Annotated in this window: 11 protein-coding genes; 7 read left to right on the top strand and 4 right to left on the bottom strand. The window is 59.7% G+C overall.

Features of this window, described 5'->3' with window-relative positions; all coding sequences use genetic code 11:
* Positions 1–22: 22 nt before the first annotated feature.
* The 4 genes from KB449_RS22805 to fni form a co-directional block, all read right to left on the bottom strand.
* Positions 23–1,420 carry an aldehyde dehydrogenase family protein gene (locus tag KB449_RS22805; protein WP_282910545.1) on the bottom strand — a complete coding sequence of 466 codons (1,398 nt, stop codon included), beginning with the start codon at positions 1,418–1,420 and terminating at the stop codon, positions 23–25.
* Positions 1,413–2,906: a phytoene desaturase family protein gene (locus tag KB449_RS22800; protein ID WP_282910544.1), complete on the bottom strand. Its 1,494-nt coding sequence runs from the start codon at positions 2,904–2,906 to the stop codon at positions 1,413–1,415. The genes KB449_RS22805 and KB449_RS22800 overlap by 8 nt, the downstream gene beginning before the upstream one ends.
* Positions 2,907–2,909: 3 nt before the next feature.
* On the bottom strand, positions 2,910–3,791 hold the full coding sequence (locus KB449_RS22795) for a phytoene/squalene synthase family protein (RefSeq protein ID WP_282910543.1): 882 nt from the start codon (positions 3,789–3,791) through the stop codon (positions 2,910–2,912).
* 72 nt (positions 3,792–3,863) lie between these two features.
* Positions 3,864–4,922 carry a type 2 isopentenyl-diphosphate Delta-isomerase gene (gene fni, locus KB449_RS22790; protein ID WP_282910542.1) on the bottom strand — a complete coding sequence of 353 codons (1,059 nt, stop codon included), beginning with the start codon at positions 4,920–4,922 and terminating at the stop codon, positions 3,864–3,866.
* 295 nt (positions 4,923–5,217) lie between these two features.
* On the opposite strand from fni, the gene KB449_RS22785 reads away from it, so the two are divergent.
* The 7 genes from KB449_RS22785 (at position 5,218) to KB449_RS22755 (ending at position 19,421) form a co-directional block, all read left to right on the top strand.
* Entirely contained in the window at positions 5,218–6,951 is a 1,734-nt protein-coding gene (locus KB449_RS22785) for a type 2 periplasmic-binding domain-containing protein (protein ID WP_282910541.1), read from the top strand.
* A gap of 103 nt (positions 6,952–7,054) precedes the next feature.
* The gene (locus tag KB449_RS22780; protein WP_282910540.1) at positions 7,055–8,029 is read left to right on the top strand and encodes an ABC transporter permease; all 975 of its coding nucleotides are present in this window, start codon (positions 7,055–7,057) and stop codon (positions 8,027–8,029) included.
* 28 nt (positions 8,030–8,057) lie between these two features.
* On the top strand, positions 8,058–8,981 hold the full coding sequence (locus KB449_RS22775) for a carbohydrate ABC transporter permease (protein WP_282912890.1): 924 nt from the start codon (positions 8,058–8,060) through the stop codon (positions 8,979–8,981).
* Between the two features lie 83 nt (positions 8,982–9,064).
* Entirely contained in the window at positions 9,065–10,255 is a 1,191-nt protein-coding gene (locus KB449_RS22770; RefSeq protein ID WP_434082519.1) for a family 8 glycosyl hydrolase, read from the top strand.
* 96 nt (positions 10,256–10,351) lie between these two features.
* The gene (locus KB449_RS22765; protein WP_282910539.1) at positions 10,352–12,535 is read left to right on the top strand and encodes an alpha-glucuronidase family glycosyl hydrolase; all 2,184 of its coding nucleotides are present in this window, start codon (positions 10,352–10,354) and stop codon (positions 12,533–12,535) included.
* Positions 12,536–12,782: 247 nt separating this feature from the next.
* The gene (locus tag KB449_RS22760) at positions 12,783–18,458 is read left to right on the top strand and encodes an endo-1,4-beta-xylanase (protein WP_282910538.1); all 5,676 of its coding nucleotides are present in this window, start codon (positions 12,783–12,785) and stop codon (positions 18,456–18,458) included.
* A gap of 189 nt (positions 18,459–18,647) precedes the next feature.
* Complete coding sequence (locus tag KB449_RS22755) at positions 18,648–19,421, top strand: DNA-binding response regulator (RefSeq protein ID WP_282910537.1); 774 nt, start codon at positions 18,648–18,650, stop codon at positions 19,419–19,421.
* Positions 19,422–19,440: the final 19 nt, after the last annotated feature.

Genomic DNA, 19,440 nt, shown 5'->3' with positions numbered 1-19,440 from the left:
CCTCCTCAACCTCGTATTTGCGCTACAGCAGCCACTTTCTAAACCTTCGAACGATAGACAGGTCCTGTTCCGAGTATGGCGGAAATTTATCGGAAACATGCAGGTAACGATGGGCTCGGTAGTCGGTTTTGGCATAGCTGAAAGCTAAAAAGCCTGCTCTGCCATGATAGCTGCCATGTCCGCTGCGCCCGACACCGCCAAAGGCGACGCGGGGATTGGCGCCGTGATGGATGACCTGATTGACGCTGACGGTCGTCGACCGCATATAAGCCTGGACCCGCTTGATCTGCTCCTTGTCTTGGCTAAAAAGATAGGCGACCAAGGCATCGCGCTGAACCGCCCTTTGCTCGAATAAAACTTCCAGATCGCGATAAGGAATGACAGGAAGAATGGGGCCGAAAATCTCTTCTCCCAAAATGGAGCTGCCGGGCGGAATGTCCGTTAATACAGTCGGGGCGATGAATAGATCTTCCGCTTGGATGGCGCCTCCGAACCGGATGCTGCCTTGCTCGATCAGCTGCTGCAGCTTCTGGAAATGTCCGGCATGGCAAATGCGGGCGTAGTCTTTGCTCTCATAAGGCCTTTCCCCGTAAAATTCGTTTAACGCGGACCCTATTTCCGCAAGCGTTTTTTCATAGACCGATTCATGCACGAAAAGCGTGTCCGGCGCGATGCAGGTCTGGCCAGCATTAAGGAATTTGCCCCAGACGACTTCGCGAACGGCCTTGGGAGAATAACCCGACGCGTCCATGATGCAGGCATTTTTCCCTCCGAGCTCCATGACGACAGGGGTGAGCTGCGCCGCTGCCTGCTGCGATACGGCTTTTCCCGTCGCTTGGCTCCCCGTGAAAAAAATGAGATCGAAGGGGAGGGAGGTTAGCAGCCTGGATGTCTGCGCATCACCCGTCACCACGGTCAGCACTTCGGGCGGGAACGTTTGGCCGATCGTCTGCTGCAGCAGCTCGCCTGTAGCCGGCGCGTATTCCGATGGTTTAATCACGCAGCGGTTACCCGCCGCGATCGCGCCGATGGCCGGCATCAAGGCGAGCTGCAGCGGATAATTCCAGGGACTGATGATCAGAACGCTGCCGTACGGACTTCTATGGGTACGAATCGTTTCCATATAGCCGAATTTGAACGGGCGGGAACGCGCGGCCTTCGTCCATTTATTCAACGACCCGCATACATGCTCGATCTCGTTCAGCAACAAGGCGATCTCAAAGGAATACGCTTCGAAGGCGGGTCTTCGCATATCGGATACGAGCGCCGCGATGAATGCCGCTTCATGGTCCAGCAGCATCTGCTTAAGCCGCAGCAGCGTGTCTTTGCGTTCTTCCACGGTAGGGACCGGGCGCATGCGCGCAGCTTCCTGCTGCTTTTCCAAAAGGGCCTGCAGCGCGTCGCGTTCTTGACTATCCATCGTTCGCATCCCTTTGCACGATTTTGTCCCGTACCTGCTGACCGCTTAACGTAACCATAGGCATACCGGCGCCCGGATTTACCGTGCCGCCAACGAAGTACAGATTGTCGTATCGCGTGCTCTGCTTCGGATGCTTGAACCCTTTGTTTTTTTTGCGGTCGGACAAGGTGCCGTATATGGCCCCGCGGTCGGAGCCGTACACCCGCTTGATATCTTCCGGCGTCCACATGTCTTTTGTCACGATATGGCTGCGCAGATCCGTCAGTCCCATTTTTTCCAATTTGACGAGCACCGTCTCGGCAAACCGTTCGTAGTCCTGCTGCGTCAGCGGCTTGTCCTGGATGTGGGGAATATGGGGCAGCACTTTTAAATTTTCGTAGCCTTCGCGCGTTTGCGCAGGGTCGGTTTTATTGACGTTTACGAGATATATGACCGGATCGTCCGGCAGCTCGTGGCTGTGGAATATTTTGGCCATCTGCCGCTTCATGTTGTCCGCAAAGAAAAAGTTGTGATGGGCGAGCTGCGGATACGACTTCTTCACGCCCAGGTGCAAGACCAGCCCCGAGCTTGCAGGTTCGTATTTCTTTTTTAGCTGACGAATAAAGGGCTCCTCTTCCTGCAGCAGCTTCTCGTAGAACGGGATGACCTCCATGTTGGAAACAAAATAGTCCGCCGACAGCTCCGTTCCGTCTTCGAGCGATGCCCCGGTTATTTTGCCGTCCGTCTTCCGGAGCTGTACGATTCGTCGGCCGGTATGAATAGACACGCCCGTCTCTTCGGCCAGCCGTACCAATCCGCGAGCGAGCAGGTGCATGCCGCCGGGCACGTACCACAGGCCTTGCTTATGCTGCATGTAGACCATCATGTTCAATACGGCCGGCGCATCGTAAGGAGAGGAACCGACATACTTGATAAAATAAGAGAGCATGTCCCGCAGATCCCGGTTGCTTATCCGTTTGGCAATGGACTTATGTACCGTGGAAAACAGATCGAAGTTCATCAGCGCGCTGAAAACGCCGTTGTAACGCGCGATGTCTTTCGTGTTGTCGGCGCCATGCTTGAAATAGCCCAGCTCCGTCATGTCGTACAGCTTTTTGGCGTATTGGAGCAATTCCTCGTATTCGCGCATATCCCGTTCGCTCAGCGAGGGATTTTTCGTTTTCATATCCGCCAGATTCTCGAAGAGATCGATCCGATTGCCGTTCGGGAAGAAGGAGCGCCACTGATGGTTCAGCTTGACGGTGGGGACGTAATCTTCCATTCGCTTGCCGCTCGCGGCAAACATTTTCTCAAAAATATGCGGCATCGTCAAAATAGAGGGACCCAGATCGAAGCCGAAGCCATCCTGCTCGAGCCGATTCAGCTTGCCGCCGATGTGACGGTTCTGTTCGTATAAAGCAACGTCATAGCCGCTCTGCCTTAAGGAGATCGCCGCGGACAGGCCGCCAAGTCCGCCGCCGATTACGAGTACGCTTTTCTTTTTCAATCGTCACACACACCTTTCCGCCATGGAGGACCAGTCGACAATCGATGCGCTAATCTTGGCTATCGCATCCTTTGTCACATAGTTGCGCTTGGTAAAGCAGTCGTATTCGTTGCTTCTTACGGCATCCAAAATCGCTCTGTACAGGGCGACAGACAAAGCGAGAGGCATTTTACTGTCGGCGTCATACAAGTCCAGGCTGCCTTGGATCTGATCGTATAGCTGTTCGGCGTGTTGGGCCAGCCTTTCCCATAGCTGAACGAAATTTTCGTTAATCAGGCTTTGCCGCAAATCCGCCGGGGTATAACGGAAGCGCTCCATCTCTTCCTCGGGTAAATAAATCCGCTGCTTCTGGTGGAGATCTTCGCCGACGTCGCGCAGAATATTCGTTATTTGCATCGCAATGCCCAGCTGGATTGCAGAGGGGCGGAGGTCGGCTTCAGCTTTGGAAGCGAGCACGGGCAGCAGCATCAAGCCGACCGAGCCCGCAACGTAGTAGCTGTACTGTTCAAGCGCATGCATGTTCTTCGGGCTGGAAAACGCCAAATCCATCATCTGTCCGGTCAGTTGGTCGTAAAAGGGCCCGATGTCCATCTCGTATTCGGAGAAGACATGCCTGAGCGCGCGCCACAGGGGACGATCCGCTTCCGAACGGTCTCTGAACAAATCGAGCTCTGTTTTGAGCTGCTGCAGCGAAGCGAGCTTCTGCTCCGGCCGTTGATTCGAATCGGCGCATTCGTCGGCCGTTCTGCAGAAAGCGTAAATGGCATAGACCGCGTTCGCTTTTTGCGGCGGAAGCTGCGAGAAGGCGTAATAAAAGCTTTTGGAATGCCTCTTGATAATGGCTTCGCAATAACCGAAATCCGCTTGCATTTGCTCCGTGTCCATAAAGGCCTCCTTCTGACTCTACGATTACCCCGGCAGTCTCACGGTCTGCGAACTCGGCGGAACGTAGCAGCTTCATTCGTTTTTCACAAGACGTTTGGTTTCTCCAAGCTCCCGGATATTGGCGGCGCCGATCCCGAACATGGCGAGCCGCAGTTCCAGCTCGGCTTGCTCAAATACGCGGCCCAGCGTCTCCTCCGAGTCATGGGCCGCCTCCAGCAAGCCGCGTCCGAACCCGGCAAGATTCGCTCCCAGGGCCAATGCTTTGGCTGCCTGAAGTCCGTTGCCGATGCCCCCGCTGCCGATCAATAACATGCCGGGCAGCTCGGAGCGTACTTCCCGAATGCATTCGGCCGTCGGGAGCCCCCATTGCGAGAATGCTTCCGCGGCTGCTTTTTTGACCGGATCCGTGGCGCGCAGCTTTTCTACCTGGCTCCAGGAGGTGCCTCCGGCGCCTGCGACGTCAATAAACCGAACGCCCGCGTCGGACAGCAGCCGGGCCGTCTCCCCGTCGATGCCCCAGCCGACTTCCTTCACGCCTACGGGGACATTCAGCGAACGGCAGACCTTCTCGATTTGCCGCAGAAGTCCGCTAAAATCCGTATTGCCGCCTGTCTGGATCGCTTCCTGCAGCGAATTGAGATGAAGGACAAGGCCGTCGGCTTCCGCGATATCGATCGCCTGGCTGCACTTCTCGGCATTGAAGCCATAGTTTAGCTGCACGGCGCCAATGTTGGCGATAAGGGGAATATCGGGCGCCAGCTTCCGGACGCGGAAGGACGTCGCCGCTTCGGGATTTTCAATCGCCGCCCGCAGCGATCCCAGTCCCATCGCCCATCCCCTCGCCTGGGCAACCGTCGCCAGCCGTCGATTGATATCGCCCGCTCTTGGCGTTCCTCCCGTCATGGAACTGACCAGAAAAGGCGTCTTCAACGCCCGTCCCAAAAAACGCGCCGATGTATCGATCGAAGCAAAGTCCAACTCGGGAAGCGCATTGTGCCGGAAGCGGTAACGGTCCAGGCCCGTCCCGGCGTCTAATCCTTGTACATCCGCATGCAGGCACAGATCCAGATGCTCGTCTTTTCGTCGAATCGTAGCCGTGCTTAACGCATTGTTTACGGGATCGCTCTTCATTCGGAATGATCTCCTCGATTCATCACTGGGGTGCGACGCAGGCTCGACGGATCGATATCGTTTTTTTATGTATAGATATTGTATAGATTATTGATTAGATAATAGCCGATTTTGTATAGGTTGTCCAACGTTTAGCCGGAAAGCGCTTTGTTAATAGCATTTATGTCCCAAAATTCCATATCCTAAAAATCCTAAGTAGGATCTTTAGTTTATCCAGTAAACAAACTCGCGAGAACGTTTTATAATGAAAGTGCTTACAAAAACAATGGATCGTCAGGGAAGGGGATCGAACGCAGTGGCAAAAAAACTGTGGACAGCCGGCATGGCTGCCGCCTTGGCCGTATCGATGACCGCATGCTCGAGCGGCAACAATAACGGCAACGCGTCCTCCGCCGCACCCGCCGGCAGTTCGTCGGCGCCGGCGAGCGGATCGGCCTCGGCAACGGCAACGGCATCTGCATCAGAGAAGCCGCTCGACAAGGTTACGTTCAGTTTCTTTAATGGCGTGGCAGGCGAGAAGGATCTGAACACCAACGAGACGACGATCGGCAAGATGCTCGAGGATCAGACCGGCGTAAACTTCAAGATCGAGCATCTGGTCGGAGACCTGAATACGAAGATCGGCACGATGATCGCTTCCGATCAATATCCGGACGTCATCATACCGGACGCGGCGATCGAGGAAGTGCTGAAGGCGGGCGCGTTTATCCCGCTCGACGATCTCATCGAGCAGTACGGCCCGAACATCAAGCGCGTCTACGGCCCGTACTTCGAGCGCATGCGGGCGGACTACGGCGGCAAGATCTACTTCCTGCCGTTCGGACCGCAGGTCGGCGAGTACGTGGCGGATCCCAACATCAACCAGGGCGCGTTCTGGGTACAGCGGCGCGTGCTCAAGGAAGCGGGCTATCCGAAGATCAAGACGCTGGACGAATACGTCAAGCTTGTCGAGGACTATGTCGCCAAGCACAAGGACGAGAATCTGACAGGCATGATCACGCTGACGCACGATTGGCGGTTTTTCGCGACCTCCAATCCGCCGATGCACCTCGCCGGCTTCCCGAACGACGGCAACGTCATGGTCGACATCAATACGAACGAAGCCAAGACGTACGCCGGCTCGGAGAACGAGAAGCGCTGGCTCAAGACGCTTAACGATCTGAACGGCAAAAACCTGTTCGACAAAGCCTCCTTCGTCGACAACTACGATCAATATATCGCCAAGCTGACCTCGCACAAGGTCGTAGGCTTCTTCGATTACGGCTGGCAGATCGGCAATGCGATGAACGTGCTGAAGGACGCGGCGAGAAAGGATCAGGCGCAGGACGACTACGTCTACTTCCCGCTGCCGGTGACGTTCGACGGCACGCACGACCAGTACCTGGATCCGCCGGGATGGACCAGCAACCGCGGCGCTGGCATCACCAAGAGCGCCAAGGATCCCGCCCGCATCATCCAATACTGGGACAACCTGCTGACGGACGACAATCAGGTGCTCAAGAGCTGGGGCATTAAAGGCGAGACGTACGAAGTAGACGACAAAGGCCGCTTCTACCGGACGGCGGACCAGATTGCCAAGCTGGATGACGCGTTTAACGAAAAGTTCGGCTTCAAGACGTACGATTGGGATTGGCCGCAGTACGGCACTTCGTCCACGCTTGCGGACGGCAACGCGGTGGCGCCAGGCTTCCAGCCGGAGGTTTTCCAGCTCAGCCTGACCGAAGGCGACAAGACGATCCTGGACAAGTACGGCGTGCAGACCTATGCGCAGATGTTCGACAAGCCCGAAGACCGTCCGTGGTTCCCGGCCTGGAGTATCCCCAAGGAGCAGGGATCGCCGCAGCAGATCTGGGAGACCAAGAAGGACGATCTGCTTAAGAAATACTACGCCAAGCTCGTGCTCGCGAAGCCGGCGGACTTTGAAGGCGTCTGGGCCGATTATATGAAGGAATTCGGCAAGCTCGATACGGCCGGCTACGAAAAGTGGTATACGGAGCAGATCAAGAAAATCGTGGAAGTCGCCAAGTAAAGAAAGGTTTTCGATAGAAGGGCTAAGCCGGCTTAACGCGCTGCTTCGTGCTGAGGGCCGGCTTTCCTTTCTATTCTTTAGCCCGACGGAAGGAGCAAGAACGATGGAGAACAACACCGCGCTGCCAACGTCGCCGTCGACGTCGAAGCCAGAGCCGGGTGGGCTGAAGCTGTTCGTCAAAAAACTCGTATCCCAGCGCATGCTGGTCCTGATGTCCGTCCCCTTTGTCATCTGGCTGTTCGTTTTCAAATACGTACCGGTATGGGGATGGACGATCGCGTTCCAGGATTATCAGCCTTCGCTGGCCTTCAAAGACCAGCAGTGGGTCGGCTTTTCGCATTTCCGGTCGCTCTTCTCGGAGGACCGCTTCCTGATCGCCCTGCGCAATACGCTCGCGATGAGCGGCATCAATCTCGTGCTCGGATTCGTAACGGCCGTGTCGCTCGCCTTGCTCTTGAACGAGGTCCGCAAGGTCGCGTTCAAGCGCGTCGTGCAGACCGTCAGCTATTTGCCTCACTTCATCTCCTGGGTCGTCGCCGCGGGCATCATCCAGACGATGCTGGCGCCGGACGGCGTCGTCAATGAACTGCTCAAGATGTTCGGCGTGATCGAGAAGGGGCAGGAATACCTGTTCCTCGGCAAGGCGGAATGGTTCTGGGGCATTTTCGGCGCAAGCTCCGTGTGGAAGGACGTAGGCTGGAATACGATCGTCTATCTGGCCGCCATCAGCTCCATCGATCCCGCGCAGTACGAGGCGGCGGAGATGGACGGCGCGGGCCGCCTGAGACGGATGTGGTATATCACGCTGCCGGGCATCAAACCGGTCATTATCGTGCTGCTCATCATGAACATCGGCTATTTGCTGGAATCGGGATTCGAGCCGCAGTACCTGCTCGGCAACGGTATGAACGTCGATTATTCCGAGAACATTGACATATTCGTGCTCAAGTACGGCCTCCAGCAGTTCAACTTCCCGCTCGCGACCGCGGCAGGCATGTTCAAGACGGTCGTCAGCTTCATCCTGCTGTTCTCGGCCAACCATATCGCCAAGCGATTGGGACAAGACAGACTGTTCTAAAAAGGAGATGGTCCCTATGGCGAACGCGATGGCGAAGTCGCGGCGGGCTCGCGGCTCGCGACGGCATTCCTCGGTCGGCGACCGGGTGTTCGATACTTTGAACTACGTTTTTCTCACCCTGCTCATGGTCGTGACGCTGTACCCGTTCCTGAACACGCTCGCCGTGTCGCTCAACGCCGCCAGCGATTCCATCAAAGGCGGCATCCATCTGTGGCCCCGCCAGTTTTCCGGCGAGAACTACAGATTCGTCTTCGGCGAAGCGACGATCTACAATGCGACGCTGATCTCGGTGCTGCGCACCGTCATCGGCACAATCGTCACGGTGTTCGCGTCCGCGATGGTCGCCTATACGATCAGCCGACAGGAGTATGTGCTGCGCAAGGTCGTCACGGTCGCCTTTATCATTACGATGTACATCAACGGCGGCCTGATCCCGAACTATCTGCTCATCCGGGATTTGGGACTGATCAACAGCTTCTGGGTATACATTCTGCCGGGCATTATCGGCGTGTTCAATCTGATCATCATCCGCTCCTTCATCGAGCAGCTGCCGGAGAGCGTGATCGAGTCGGCGCGCATCGACGGGGCGGGGGACTTCCGGACGTTTATCAACATCGTGTTCCCGCTATGCCTGCCCGTGCTGGCGACGGTGGCGCTTTTCACCGCGGTGTACCAATGGAATTCGTGGTTCGACGTGTTCCTGTACAACTCCTCCAACGTCAAGCTGAGCACGCTGCAATACGAGCTGCAGAAAATTTTGCAAAATTCGAACACGACCTCCAGCGCCGAGACGGCGTTCGCGAATTCGAATTCCGGCGCCTCGATCAAGGTGTCTCCGCTCTCGATCCGGGCGACGATGACGATCGTGGCGGCCGTCCCGATGATCGTCGTGTACCCGTTTCTGCAGAAGTACTTCGTGAAGGGCATGACGGTAGGCGGCGTGAAGGGATAAGGTTGGCGGAGGAATAGGAAGGGAAAAAGCCAGGAGAGGAAAGGCGCGAGCGCCTGCGGTATCGGGAGGGAGAGACTAGCGCGATGAATTCGAAAAAAGGGCCGACGGACGCGGAAAGCGATGGCACGATGGATAACGGCAAGGGAGCATTCGTCACCGGGCAGTATCCGAACCTGCTCGAACGGTACGGCTATGCGCCGGAGGAGATCGAGGCCAGACTGGCGGATGCGTGGCGGCGGCTGTTCGGCGACGACGAGCGTACCCGGATCTATTATCCGTCCGGCGACGATATGGGGTATATGCTTGATACCGGCAATCTCGACGTGCGGACGGAAGGCATGTCCTACGGCATGATGATGGCCGTGCAGATGGACGACAAGGCGCTGTTCGACCGGCTGTGGCGCTGGACGTGGACGTACATGCATATGAAGGACGGCGTGCATGCGGGTTACTTCGCATGGTCGTGCGCGCCCGACGGGACGCGGAATTCGTCGGGGCCGGCGCCGGACGGCGAGGAGTACTTCGCGCTGGCCCTGTTCTTCGCGTCGCACCGCTGGGGCGAAGGCGAGCCGCCGCTGGATTATGCGGCCAAGGCGAGGGATATTTTGCGGGCCTGCCTGCACAACGGCGAGCAGGGGCCGGGTTATCCGATGTGGAACCGGGACAACCGGCTCATCAAGTTCGTCCCGGAGTGCGCGTACAGTGATCCTTCGTATCATTTGCCGCATTTTTACGAGCTGTTCGCGCTGTGGGCGGACGAGGCGGACCGGCCGTTCTGGCGGGAAGCGGCCGCGGCGAGCCGGGCGTATCTGCCGCTCGCCTGCCATCCGGAGACGGGGCTGGCGCCGGAATACGCCTACTACGACGGCGCGCCTAACGACGAGCGCGGCTACGGGCATTTCTACAGCGACTCGTACCGGGTCGCCGCCAATGTAGGCCTCGAAGCGGCCTGGTTCGGCGCGACGCCGTGGATGACGCGCGAGGCGGAGGCGATTCTGCGCTTCTTCGCGGACAAGGACCCGGCCGACTTCCGGCGCTACCGGATCGACGGGACGCCGTTCGAGGAGCCGGCGCTGCACCCGGTCGGCCTGATCGCGACCAACGCCTGCGCGGCGCTCGCCGCGCCGGACAGCCCGCATGCGCGCGAGGCCGTCGCGCTGTTCTGGCGGACGCCGGTGCGCGAGGGCGAGCGGCGCTATTACGACAATTGCCTGTACATGTTCGCGCTGCTGGCGCTGAGCGGACGGTACCGGATCTGGATGCCAGCGGCCTAGGCGCGGCGGTCGGCAGGGTGCATGAAGTTAGCGGTTAGAACAGGAGTCTCTGTTGCAGGAGACTCTTTTTATTTGCACGGAAGGGGCGCATGAATGATGATCGCCGTTAAAGCCGGACATGAGGCGTATGAGCAAGCGTGGTTGGGTTACAGGCGGTTGGAGGACGAGGCGCTGCGCGCCCGGTATGCGGCGGTATGCGGCAGGTTGATCGTGGTCGGCGAAGGCGCTGGGCTGGCTTCGGCGCGGCTGGAGCTGCGTCGCGCGATCAAGGGCTTGCTGGGCTGCGAGCCGGTCGACTTGTCGGCGGAGGCCGAAGCCGGTGTCGGAGATGAAGGGGCGGCAGGGCCGGCCATTGTCGTCGGACTGGCGGATGCGGTACGTGACATATGGGTTAAATCGGCGTCAGGTGCGGCGGGTATGCATGCAGGAGCAGGAGCAGGAGCAGGAGCGACGGAAATGTCCGACATTGGCACGTTCGGCGACGAGGACTATGCGATCCGATCCGGCAATGACGGAAGCGTTTATCTGCTCGGAGGCGGCGAGAAAGGCGTCCTGTACGCAGCATTCGGGTTCATCCGCCTTCTGCAGACGGGCGGCGACATTCGCGGCCTCCAAACGGTAGAGCGGCCCGCTTATCCGCTGCGGATGATCGACCATTGGGACAATGCGGACGGTTCCGTCGAACGGGGCTATGCGGGCGGAAGTTTGTTTTTTAATGATGGACGGCTGGGCGAACGGATGGACAGAATTCGCGATTACGCGCGTCTTACGGCTTCAATCGGCATCAATGCGGTGGCCGTCAACAACGTCAACGTTCACGCCGAAGAGACGCGGCTGCTGGCGCCCGAACGACTGGCCGACGTGGCGCGGGTGGCCGACGTCCTGCGCGAGTACGGGATCGCGCTTTATCTGAGCGTCAACTTCGCCGCGCCGATCGAGCTCGGCGGGCTCGTTACGGCCGATCCGCTGGACACGGCCGTCGCGGCCTGGTGGCGCGATACGACGGATGAGGTGTGCCGGCGCATCCCGGGCTTCGGCGGCTACGTCGTCAAGGCAGATTCGGAGCATCGGCCGGGACCGTTCACTTACGGACGGGATCATGCGGACGGCGCCAATATGCTGGCGGACGCGCTCGCCCCGCATGGCGGCACGGTCATCTGGCGCTGCTTCGTGTACGATTGCAAGCAGGATTGGCGGGACCGGCGGACCGACCGCGCGTGTGCCGCGCACGACCACTTCATGCCGCTCGACGGCGCGTTCCATGACAATGTCGTGCTGCAGATCAAGCACGGACCGATGGACTTTCAGGTGCGGGAGCCCGTCTCGCCGCTGCTGCTCGGCCTCCGGCGCACGCAGATCGCGCTGGAGCTGCAGGTTACGCAGGAGTACACGGGACAGCAGCGTCATCTTTGCTACCTTCTTCCGATGTGGAAGGAGGTGCTGGACTTCGATGGCGGCGACGGGCGCACGGTGGCGGATGCGGCGGGCGGGCTCAAGCGCGAGGCTGGTTTGGAGGCGCGAGGCGGAGGGGCGGATGAGCGGAGAGAGTGGCGCGGCGGCCTGGCTGCCGTAGCCAATGTCGGCACCGACCTCAATTGGACCGGCCATCTGCTCGCGCAGGCGAACTGGTACGGCTTCGGCCGTCTCGCCTGGAACCCGTCGGCTTCGGCTGAAGCCATCGGACGAGAGTGGATCCGAATGGCGTTGGGGCTGGACCCGACCGTCGAGGAGACCGTCATCCGGATGCTCATGGACTCGCACGCCATTTACGAATCGTACACGGCGCCGCTTGGCGTCGGCTGGATGGTCAATCCGAACCATCATTACGGGCCGAACGTCGACGGGTACGAATACAGCCCCTGGGGCACGTATCATTACGCGGACCGGTACGGCATCGGCGTGGACCGGAGCGTCGCGACCGGAACCGGCTATGCGGGACAGTATCCCGCTTTTGCCGCGGCCATGTACGAAACCCCGCAGACATGTCCGGACGAGCTGCTGCTCTTTTTTCACCATGTTTCCTACGACATGCGCCTCAAGAGCGGTAAAACGGTCATTCAACACATTTACGATACGCGCTTCGAGGGCGCCGAACGGGCGGCCGGACTGCTGACATCCTGGGACAGCATCGCAGACCGGCTCCCCGCGCGTGTCTACGTGGAAGTCCGCGAGCGTCTCGCCTGCCAAGCCGAGCATGCGCAGGAATGGCGGGATCAGCTCAACAGCTACTTTTACCGCAAATCCGGCATTCCGGACGCTCGCGGCCGGACGATTTATTGAACTTGCCGCAGCAAGGAGGCGGCTGGTTTGTATTTAAGTGACGATTCGCGTAAAGGCGAGAATCTTTATTTTTCATAGTAAATCCCATAGTTTGCCGGGTACGACCCTGCTGGCGGAAATTGCATAATGAAGAAACGCAAGCGACTATGAAGCGCTTACATTGCGAGGCCGGTTTTCTTCGTTGATGCTGCCGGCCGTACATGTACCGCTTGCGAATCCGGAACAACGTTCAAGGGGGAATGCCTGGATGTGGAAAATAAGAGTCAAGCCCGTTCTCGCCCTGCTGCTCGGCATCGCGATCGCGGTGCCGACCGGCTTGGGCGCAGGCCAAGCGGCCGCGGCCGCCGTGGGAGACACGGTGATGAGCGCCGGCTTCGATACGGGCACGGACGGCTGGTTCAAGCGCGGGACCGAGACCGTCGCGCAGTCGACGGCGGCCGCGCAGAGCGGAGCGGGCAGCCTGCTCGCGACCGGCCGCTCGGCGACGTGGAACGGACCGGGCGTCAACGCGAACGCGCTCGTGCCCGGCGCGACGTACGACTTTTCCATCTACGCCAAGCTAAAGGAGGATACGCCGGCAGGATCGGCGACGGTCGAGCTGACGATTAACCAGCAGGGACTGCCGCAAGGCGACGCCGGCGCCTATGCCAAAATCGACGCCAAGCCGGTTACGGCTGCGGATTGGGTGCCGCTTCAGGGCCGGATGACGGTCGACGCGCGCGCCTCCGGCTACCAGGTGTACGTGCAGTCTACCGACAGCGCGACGGTCGACTATTATGTGGACACTTTTGCGGTCAAGCTCGTGTCGCTGCCGGCCGGGGAGCCGGCGCCGTCGGCGAAGATCCCCGTCGTTCTCTACCACAAGGTGAACGCGATCGCCGAATCGGGCAACGATTACCAGACGACGCTCGACCTTTTCAAAAAGCAGATGAAGTACCTGTCTGACAACGGCTATACGACGCTGTCCGCGCAGCAGTACGAAGAGATGATCCGCGGCGACCTGGCGCCCCCGGAGCGGCCCGTCCTGCTGACCTTCGACGACGGCACGCCCGATTTTTATAGCAATGCTTGGCCTGTTCTGAAACAATACGGCATGAAGGCGACGCTCTTCATCGTGGCCGATTGGATCGGCGAAGGCAAATACGGGATGACGAACGCGCAATTAGCCGCGCTCGCGGCGGATTCCAATCTTGACCTGGAAAACCACACGAAGACGCACGGCGATCTGACCAAAATGGACAAAGCGGCTGCGCAGGCCGATATCGCGGCAGGAGGCGCGTTTCTGGAGAGTCTGACGGGCGAAAAGCCGCGTCTGCTCGCTTACCCGAACGGCGCCTTCAACGCGGATGTCGCGCAGGCGGCGGCGGACGCGGGTATCGAGCTGGCGTTCAAGGTGGGCGACGGCATCACGCGGCCGTCCGACGACAAGCTCGCGCTTGGACGCGAGATGGTGCTGGCGGGCGACACGCTCGCGACGTTCGCGTCCAAGATCGGCGGACCGACGCCGCCGGCGGAGCCTGGACCGGTATCGGGCACCGTCGTGCTGTCCCAGAGCTTCGAGGACGGGCAGCCGGGCGGCTGGGAAAATCTGAGCTGGGGCGGCACCGGGACGATCGGCGTGTCCGCGGATACGGCGTCGGACGGGACGCATGCGCTCAAGTTCAGCGGACGCGGATCGCGGGCAAGCAGCCCGACGTTGAATCTGACGAGCCTTATGCAGTCCGGGCGTACGTACGACCTGTCGCTGAAGGTGAAGCTGGGCGAGGGAACCGATACGCTGCATCTCGCGTCCAAGGTCGCATCGCCGCTGTTGGATAATCAGTATCCGTGGCTTGCGGGGGACCGGGACGTAAGCGCCGAAGGCTGGACGACTTTCGAGGTGAAAAGCTTCGAGGTGCCGGCGAATACGTCTGAGCTGCGCATTTGGATCGAATCGGCGACGAGCTCCACATCCGTAGCGGATTTCTATATCGACGAGGTCGTCGTAAAAGACGTCACGCCCGGCGAGGGCGAGCCTGGTGAAGGCGAGCTCGATCAGAGCGGCGTGCTGGCCGACTTCGAGGACGGTCAAGGCGATTGGGTACGCCGGTTCGGCGACGGAAATATCGCCGCGACCGATGCGGCCAACCATACGGAAGGCGGCTCGCGCAGCCTGCTCACGACCGTCTCCCAACAGTACGACGGCCCGCTGCTGGACGTGATGGGCAAGATGCACAAGGGCTATAAATATAACTTGTCTGCCTGGGTGCGCATGGCGCCGGGGCAGTCGCCGACGGCACTGCGGATTTCCGTGCAGTCCGGCGACAGCGCGTTCACGAACGTCTCCGCCAACGCTAACGTGACCGCGGACGGCTGGACGCAGCTAAGCGGCACGTTTACGGTGGCGACGACGCCGTCCGTGCTGCGGGCTTACGTCGAAGCGGCCGACAATATCGGCGGCGAACGTTCCTTTTACCTCGACGACTTTGCGCTGACCTACATCGGGCCGGTGGCCGGACCGCTGCCGATCCAGACGGATATCGACGCGCTGAAGAACGTCTACGCGGATTCGTTCAAGATAGGCGCGGCGGTGGAGCCGGCGCAGATCGAGGGCGACGCCAAGGCGCTGGTCGATTTCCACTACAGCTCGATCGTGGCCGAGAACTCCACGAAGCCCGCATCGTTGGACCCGTCCGAGGGCGTTTGGAACTGGACTTCGGCGGACAAGATCGCGCTGTATGCCAAGGATCACGGCCTGGACTTCCGCTTGCATACGCTCGCCTGGCATTCGCAGGCCGCCGAGTGGATGTTCAAGGACGAGGCAGGCCAGCCGCTGGCCGCGACCCCGGAGAACAAGACGCTCGTGTTAAACCGGCTGACGACCTATATCGAGACGGTAGCGCGGCATTTCAAAGCGCTCGGCGTTCAGATCCAGTCCGTCGACGTGGTCAACGAAGTGATCGACGAAGGCCAGCCGGACGGCATGCGGCGGAGCGAGTGGTTCCGGCTGACCGGCACGGATTTTATCAAGACGGCATTTACCGTCGCGCGCCGCGAGCTTCCGGACGCCAAGCTGTACATTAACGACTACAACACGCACGATCCGAAAAAGCGGGACTTTCTCTACAGCCTGGCGACGACGCTGAGAGCTGAAGGCGTTCCGATCGACGGCGTCGGGCATCAGACGCACATTAACATCAGCGGGCCGTCAGTCCAGCAGATTTCCGATTCGATCCGCAAGTTCGCCGAAGCCGGCTTCGACAACCAGCTGACCGAGCTGGACGTATCGGTTTACACGAACAACAGCACGAGCTACGAGCCGATTCCGGAGGATATTCTGGTCAAGCAGGGCTACCGTTACAAGGAGCTGTTCAAGGAGCTGGTCCAGCTCGACGAGGCGGGCAAGGCCGCGGGCAATCCCGAGGGCTGGATCAGCAACGTAACGCTGTGGGGCGTCGCGGACGACTATACGTGGCTGCATAATCGCGGTACGACCCGTCAGGACGCGCCTTTCCCGTTCGATAAGCGGCATCAGGCCAAGTATGCTTACTGGGGCATGATCGAAGCGGTGAAAACGCTGAATCCGTCCAAGCTGCCGCTCACGGCAAAAGCCGCGAACACGGCGCAGGGCTCGCCTGCGAACACCGCTGATCAAGCGTGGCAGACCGTTCCGGCGATGTATACGGAGAGCCTCGGTACGCTGGACGCCGAGGTGAAGACGCTATGGGACGCGCAGCAACTGTACGTTCGCGTTGCGGTCCGGGACCTTACCGATACGCCGACGGATCAGGTCGAGCTGTTCGTCGACGACGGCCGCATCCGCAAGCTAGCCTTCCCGCGCGGTCATTCGTCCATCGTGGAGACTGCTGACGGATACGTGCTGGAGACGGCGATTCCAGTGGATGGAGCGCTTGGTAAACAGGTGAAATTCGACGTGCGCGTGACCGACAAGGGGATTAACGATGGTACGGAGCAGGGCGGCAACGGGGTGATCGTCTCCTGGAGCGATCCGCGCAGCTCGCAGGACGGCGACAGCCTGGGCTACGGCGTGCTGACGTATATCGAGGCCACCCGGATCGGCACGGCGCTGCGCGGCACGCCCGTCATCGACGGCGAACCCGACGGCATCTGGTCCGCGGCGCCCGCCTACCGGACGGACGTCGTCGTCGAGCAGCAGGGCGGCGCGGCCGCGAAGGCCGAGTTCCGCACGCTGTGGGATGCGCAGTACTTGTACGTTTACGCGGTCGTGACGGACGCTCAGCTGAGCGATGTCATCGCGAACGCCTGGGAACAGGATTCGCTGGAGATTTTCGTCGATCAAAATAATGGCAAGACGGCTGCTTACGAAGATGACGACGGTCAGTATCGCATCAGCTACAAAAATGCGAAAACGGTCGGCGGGCATGCGAGAGACGACAACTATATCTCTGCCACGAAGCTTGTGGAGGGCGGATATGCCGTGGAGGCTGCGATCGCCCTTGACACGATATCGCCTGCCCCAGGCACGTTGATCGGCTTCGATCTGCAGGTCAATAACGATCAGGACGGCGGGACGCGGGACAGCGTATTCACCTGGAACGACCCGACCGGACAGTCCTACGCGAACACCTCCAGACTCGGCGTCCTGAAGCTCGCGGAGACCGCCGGGCCCAAGCCGGATGACGGTACGAACGGACCGGTGACGGGGACGAATCCGGGAACGCAGACCGGCGCCGATCCGATCGCCGTGACGACGGATGCCAACGGCAATGCGACGGCGAGCGTAAGCGCGGCGGCATTTGCGGAAGCGCTGAAGGACGTGAAGGAAGGACGCATCGCGTTCAACGTTCGAATGCCGGCCGGCACGAAGAGCATGGCCGTCCAATTGCCGCTCGCACAGGTGAAATCCGCGGACGAGGCAGGCGTGCGAGAAATTCGGATAAACACGGGACTTGCCGACTTTACGCTGCCGCTCTCGTTGTTCGAAGAAGCGGGCCTCGCAGGGGACGTCGAGCTGAGCGTGAGTCTGAAGGATGCCGCCGCGCTGTCCGGGGAAGTCCGCGGGAAGATCGGCGAACGGCCGATTTACGACTTCACGCTGCGTGCAGCCGGGACGCGAATCGCCGCGTTCGGCGCGGACAGGAAAGTTCGGGTAGCGATACCTTATGCGCAGGAGCCCGGCATCCGTCCAGGCCAGGTCGTGATCTATGCTGTATCCGATAACGGCGAACTTGAAGTTATCAAGAACGGCCGCTACGATCCGGCCGCGGGCAACGTTACGTTCGATGCAAGCCATTTCAGCCTGTATGCTGCAGCGCCGGTACAGGTACGCTTCGCCGACGAACGTCTGGCGCCTTGGGCGACGGACAGCATTCTCGCGCTGGCGGCGCGGGGCATCGTGAACGGCGCAAATGGCCGCAATGGCAACGACGCTAGCGGCTCGAGTGCCTTAAGCGACCCGAATGTCTCGAGCGACGCAGCAGGCGCTTCTGAAGTTTTCTTCGCGCCGAAGCGAGCGGTCACGCGTGCCGAGTTCGCACAGATGCTCGTGCGGGCGCTCGATCTGAAGCCTGGAGATGCCTCTGTCGGATCGCCTTTTACCGACATCAAGACGGATGCCTGGTATGCAAACGCCGCTGCGGCAGCTTATCAAGCAGGCATCGTCCTTGGCAAAAGCGACGGCACCTTCGGCGGCCAGGACAAGATCAACCGCCAGGATATGGCGGTCATGACGCACCGGGCGCTGCTCGCAGCCGGCTACGATCTCGGCGCAGCTGACGGAGAGACCCCTGGCTTCGCGGACGGTAGCGCGATCGCAGACTACGCCATGGAAGCTGTCGCTGCGCTGCATCGCAAGGGCGTCGTTGACGGAATGCCCGACGGCAGTTTCGCACCCCGCGGCACCGCCAACCGGGCGCAGGCGGCTGTCATGGTGGACCGTCTGCTGCAGCTGCGCTTGCATTGACTGCCCGCCGCTTCCCCTATATCGCAAATTGCGTATTTTCGCATGCTTCGGTTGAAGCGAGAAACTTGCGTATTTCTCCTCGATCCGCTAGAGTAAATTCATATAGGTGTGAAGCACACGCCGTTCGTGCAGCGAATCTAGAGATTCGCGGCTCGGGCGGCTTTTTATATTTTTAAGGGGGAATTGGAGATGGGAAAAGTATCCTCGCGCCGTCTTAGCGCAGTGAGCGCCATGCTGCAACAGCTTTCAATTAACGCTGCCGCAGGCGAACTGGATGCGCATAGTCAACTTGCTTTCGAGGCAGCTTTTGCGACGTGGTGGAGACAGGTTCTCAGGAAAACCTCGAGTCGCTGTCGCATCAGGCTTGCCGGCGGTTTATCGCACGCTTCGTTGTTCTTTCTCCGCTTCGTGTGGTGGCCTGCTTTCCGCTCGCTGACGGGACTTATCCCCGAGTATGAAATCGTCGATTATAAGGATGGATATCGCTATATTGACTTCGTTTATATAACGAACGGACTTCGCATCGCCATTGAGCTGGACGGGCGCGGCCCCCATCGGCTTCACCTCTCCGCCGACGAATTCGAGGACGAGCTTATGCGTCAGAATTACCTTGTGCTCGACCACTGGCTCGTCCTGCGGTTCCCTTTTCTAATGCTCCGAGACAAACCGCGAAAATGCGAGCAACTGCTGCAGCAGTTGCTCGGCAGCGCGGGCGGCGCTCATATCGAGCTCTTCAACCAACTATGTGCGACCGAACAAAGGATACTTGCCTGCATATCCAGAATGACGGGGGGATTCGGACCTTCGCAGGTAGCTCCCGCCGCCGGCGTGAGCAAAAATACTGCGGGTAAGTACCTCAGGTTGCTCGTAGACAAGCAGTTCATCTCGCCCATAAACGCTGAGCATCGTAAAATTCGAAAGTATTCGCTCAACCGCGACCGTATACCCTTTCACTTTTTTTGACCATCTAAAGAGAGGGCGG

Origin of the sequence: Cohnella hashimotonis (assembly GCF_030014955.1) — a bacterium.
GTDB classification, from domain to species: domain Bacteria; phylum Bacillota; class Bacilli; order Paenibacillales; family Paenibacillaceae; genus Cohnella; species Cohnella hashimotonis.
Note: the sequence above shows the minus strand (reverse complement) of the source record. Positions and strands in the feature narration are given on the sequence as shown.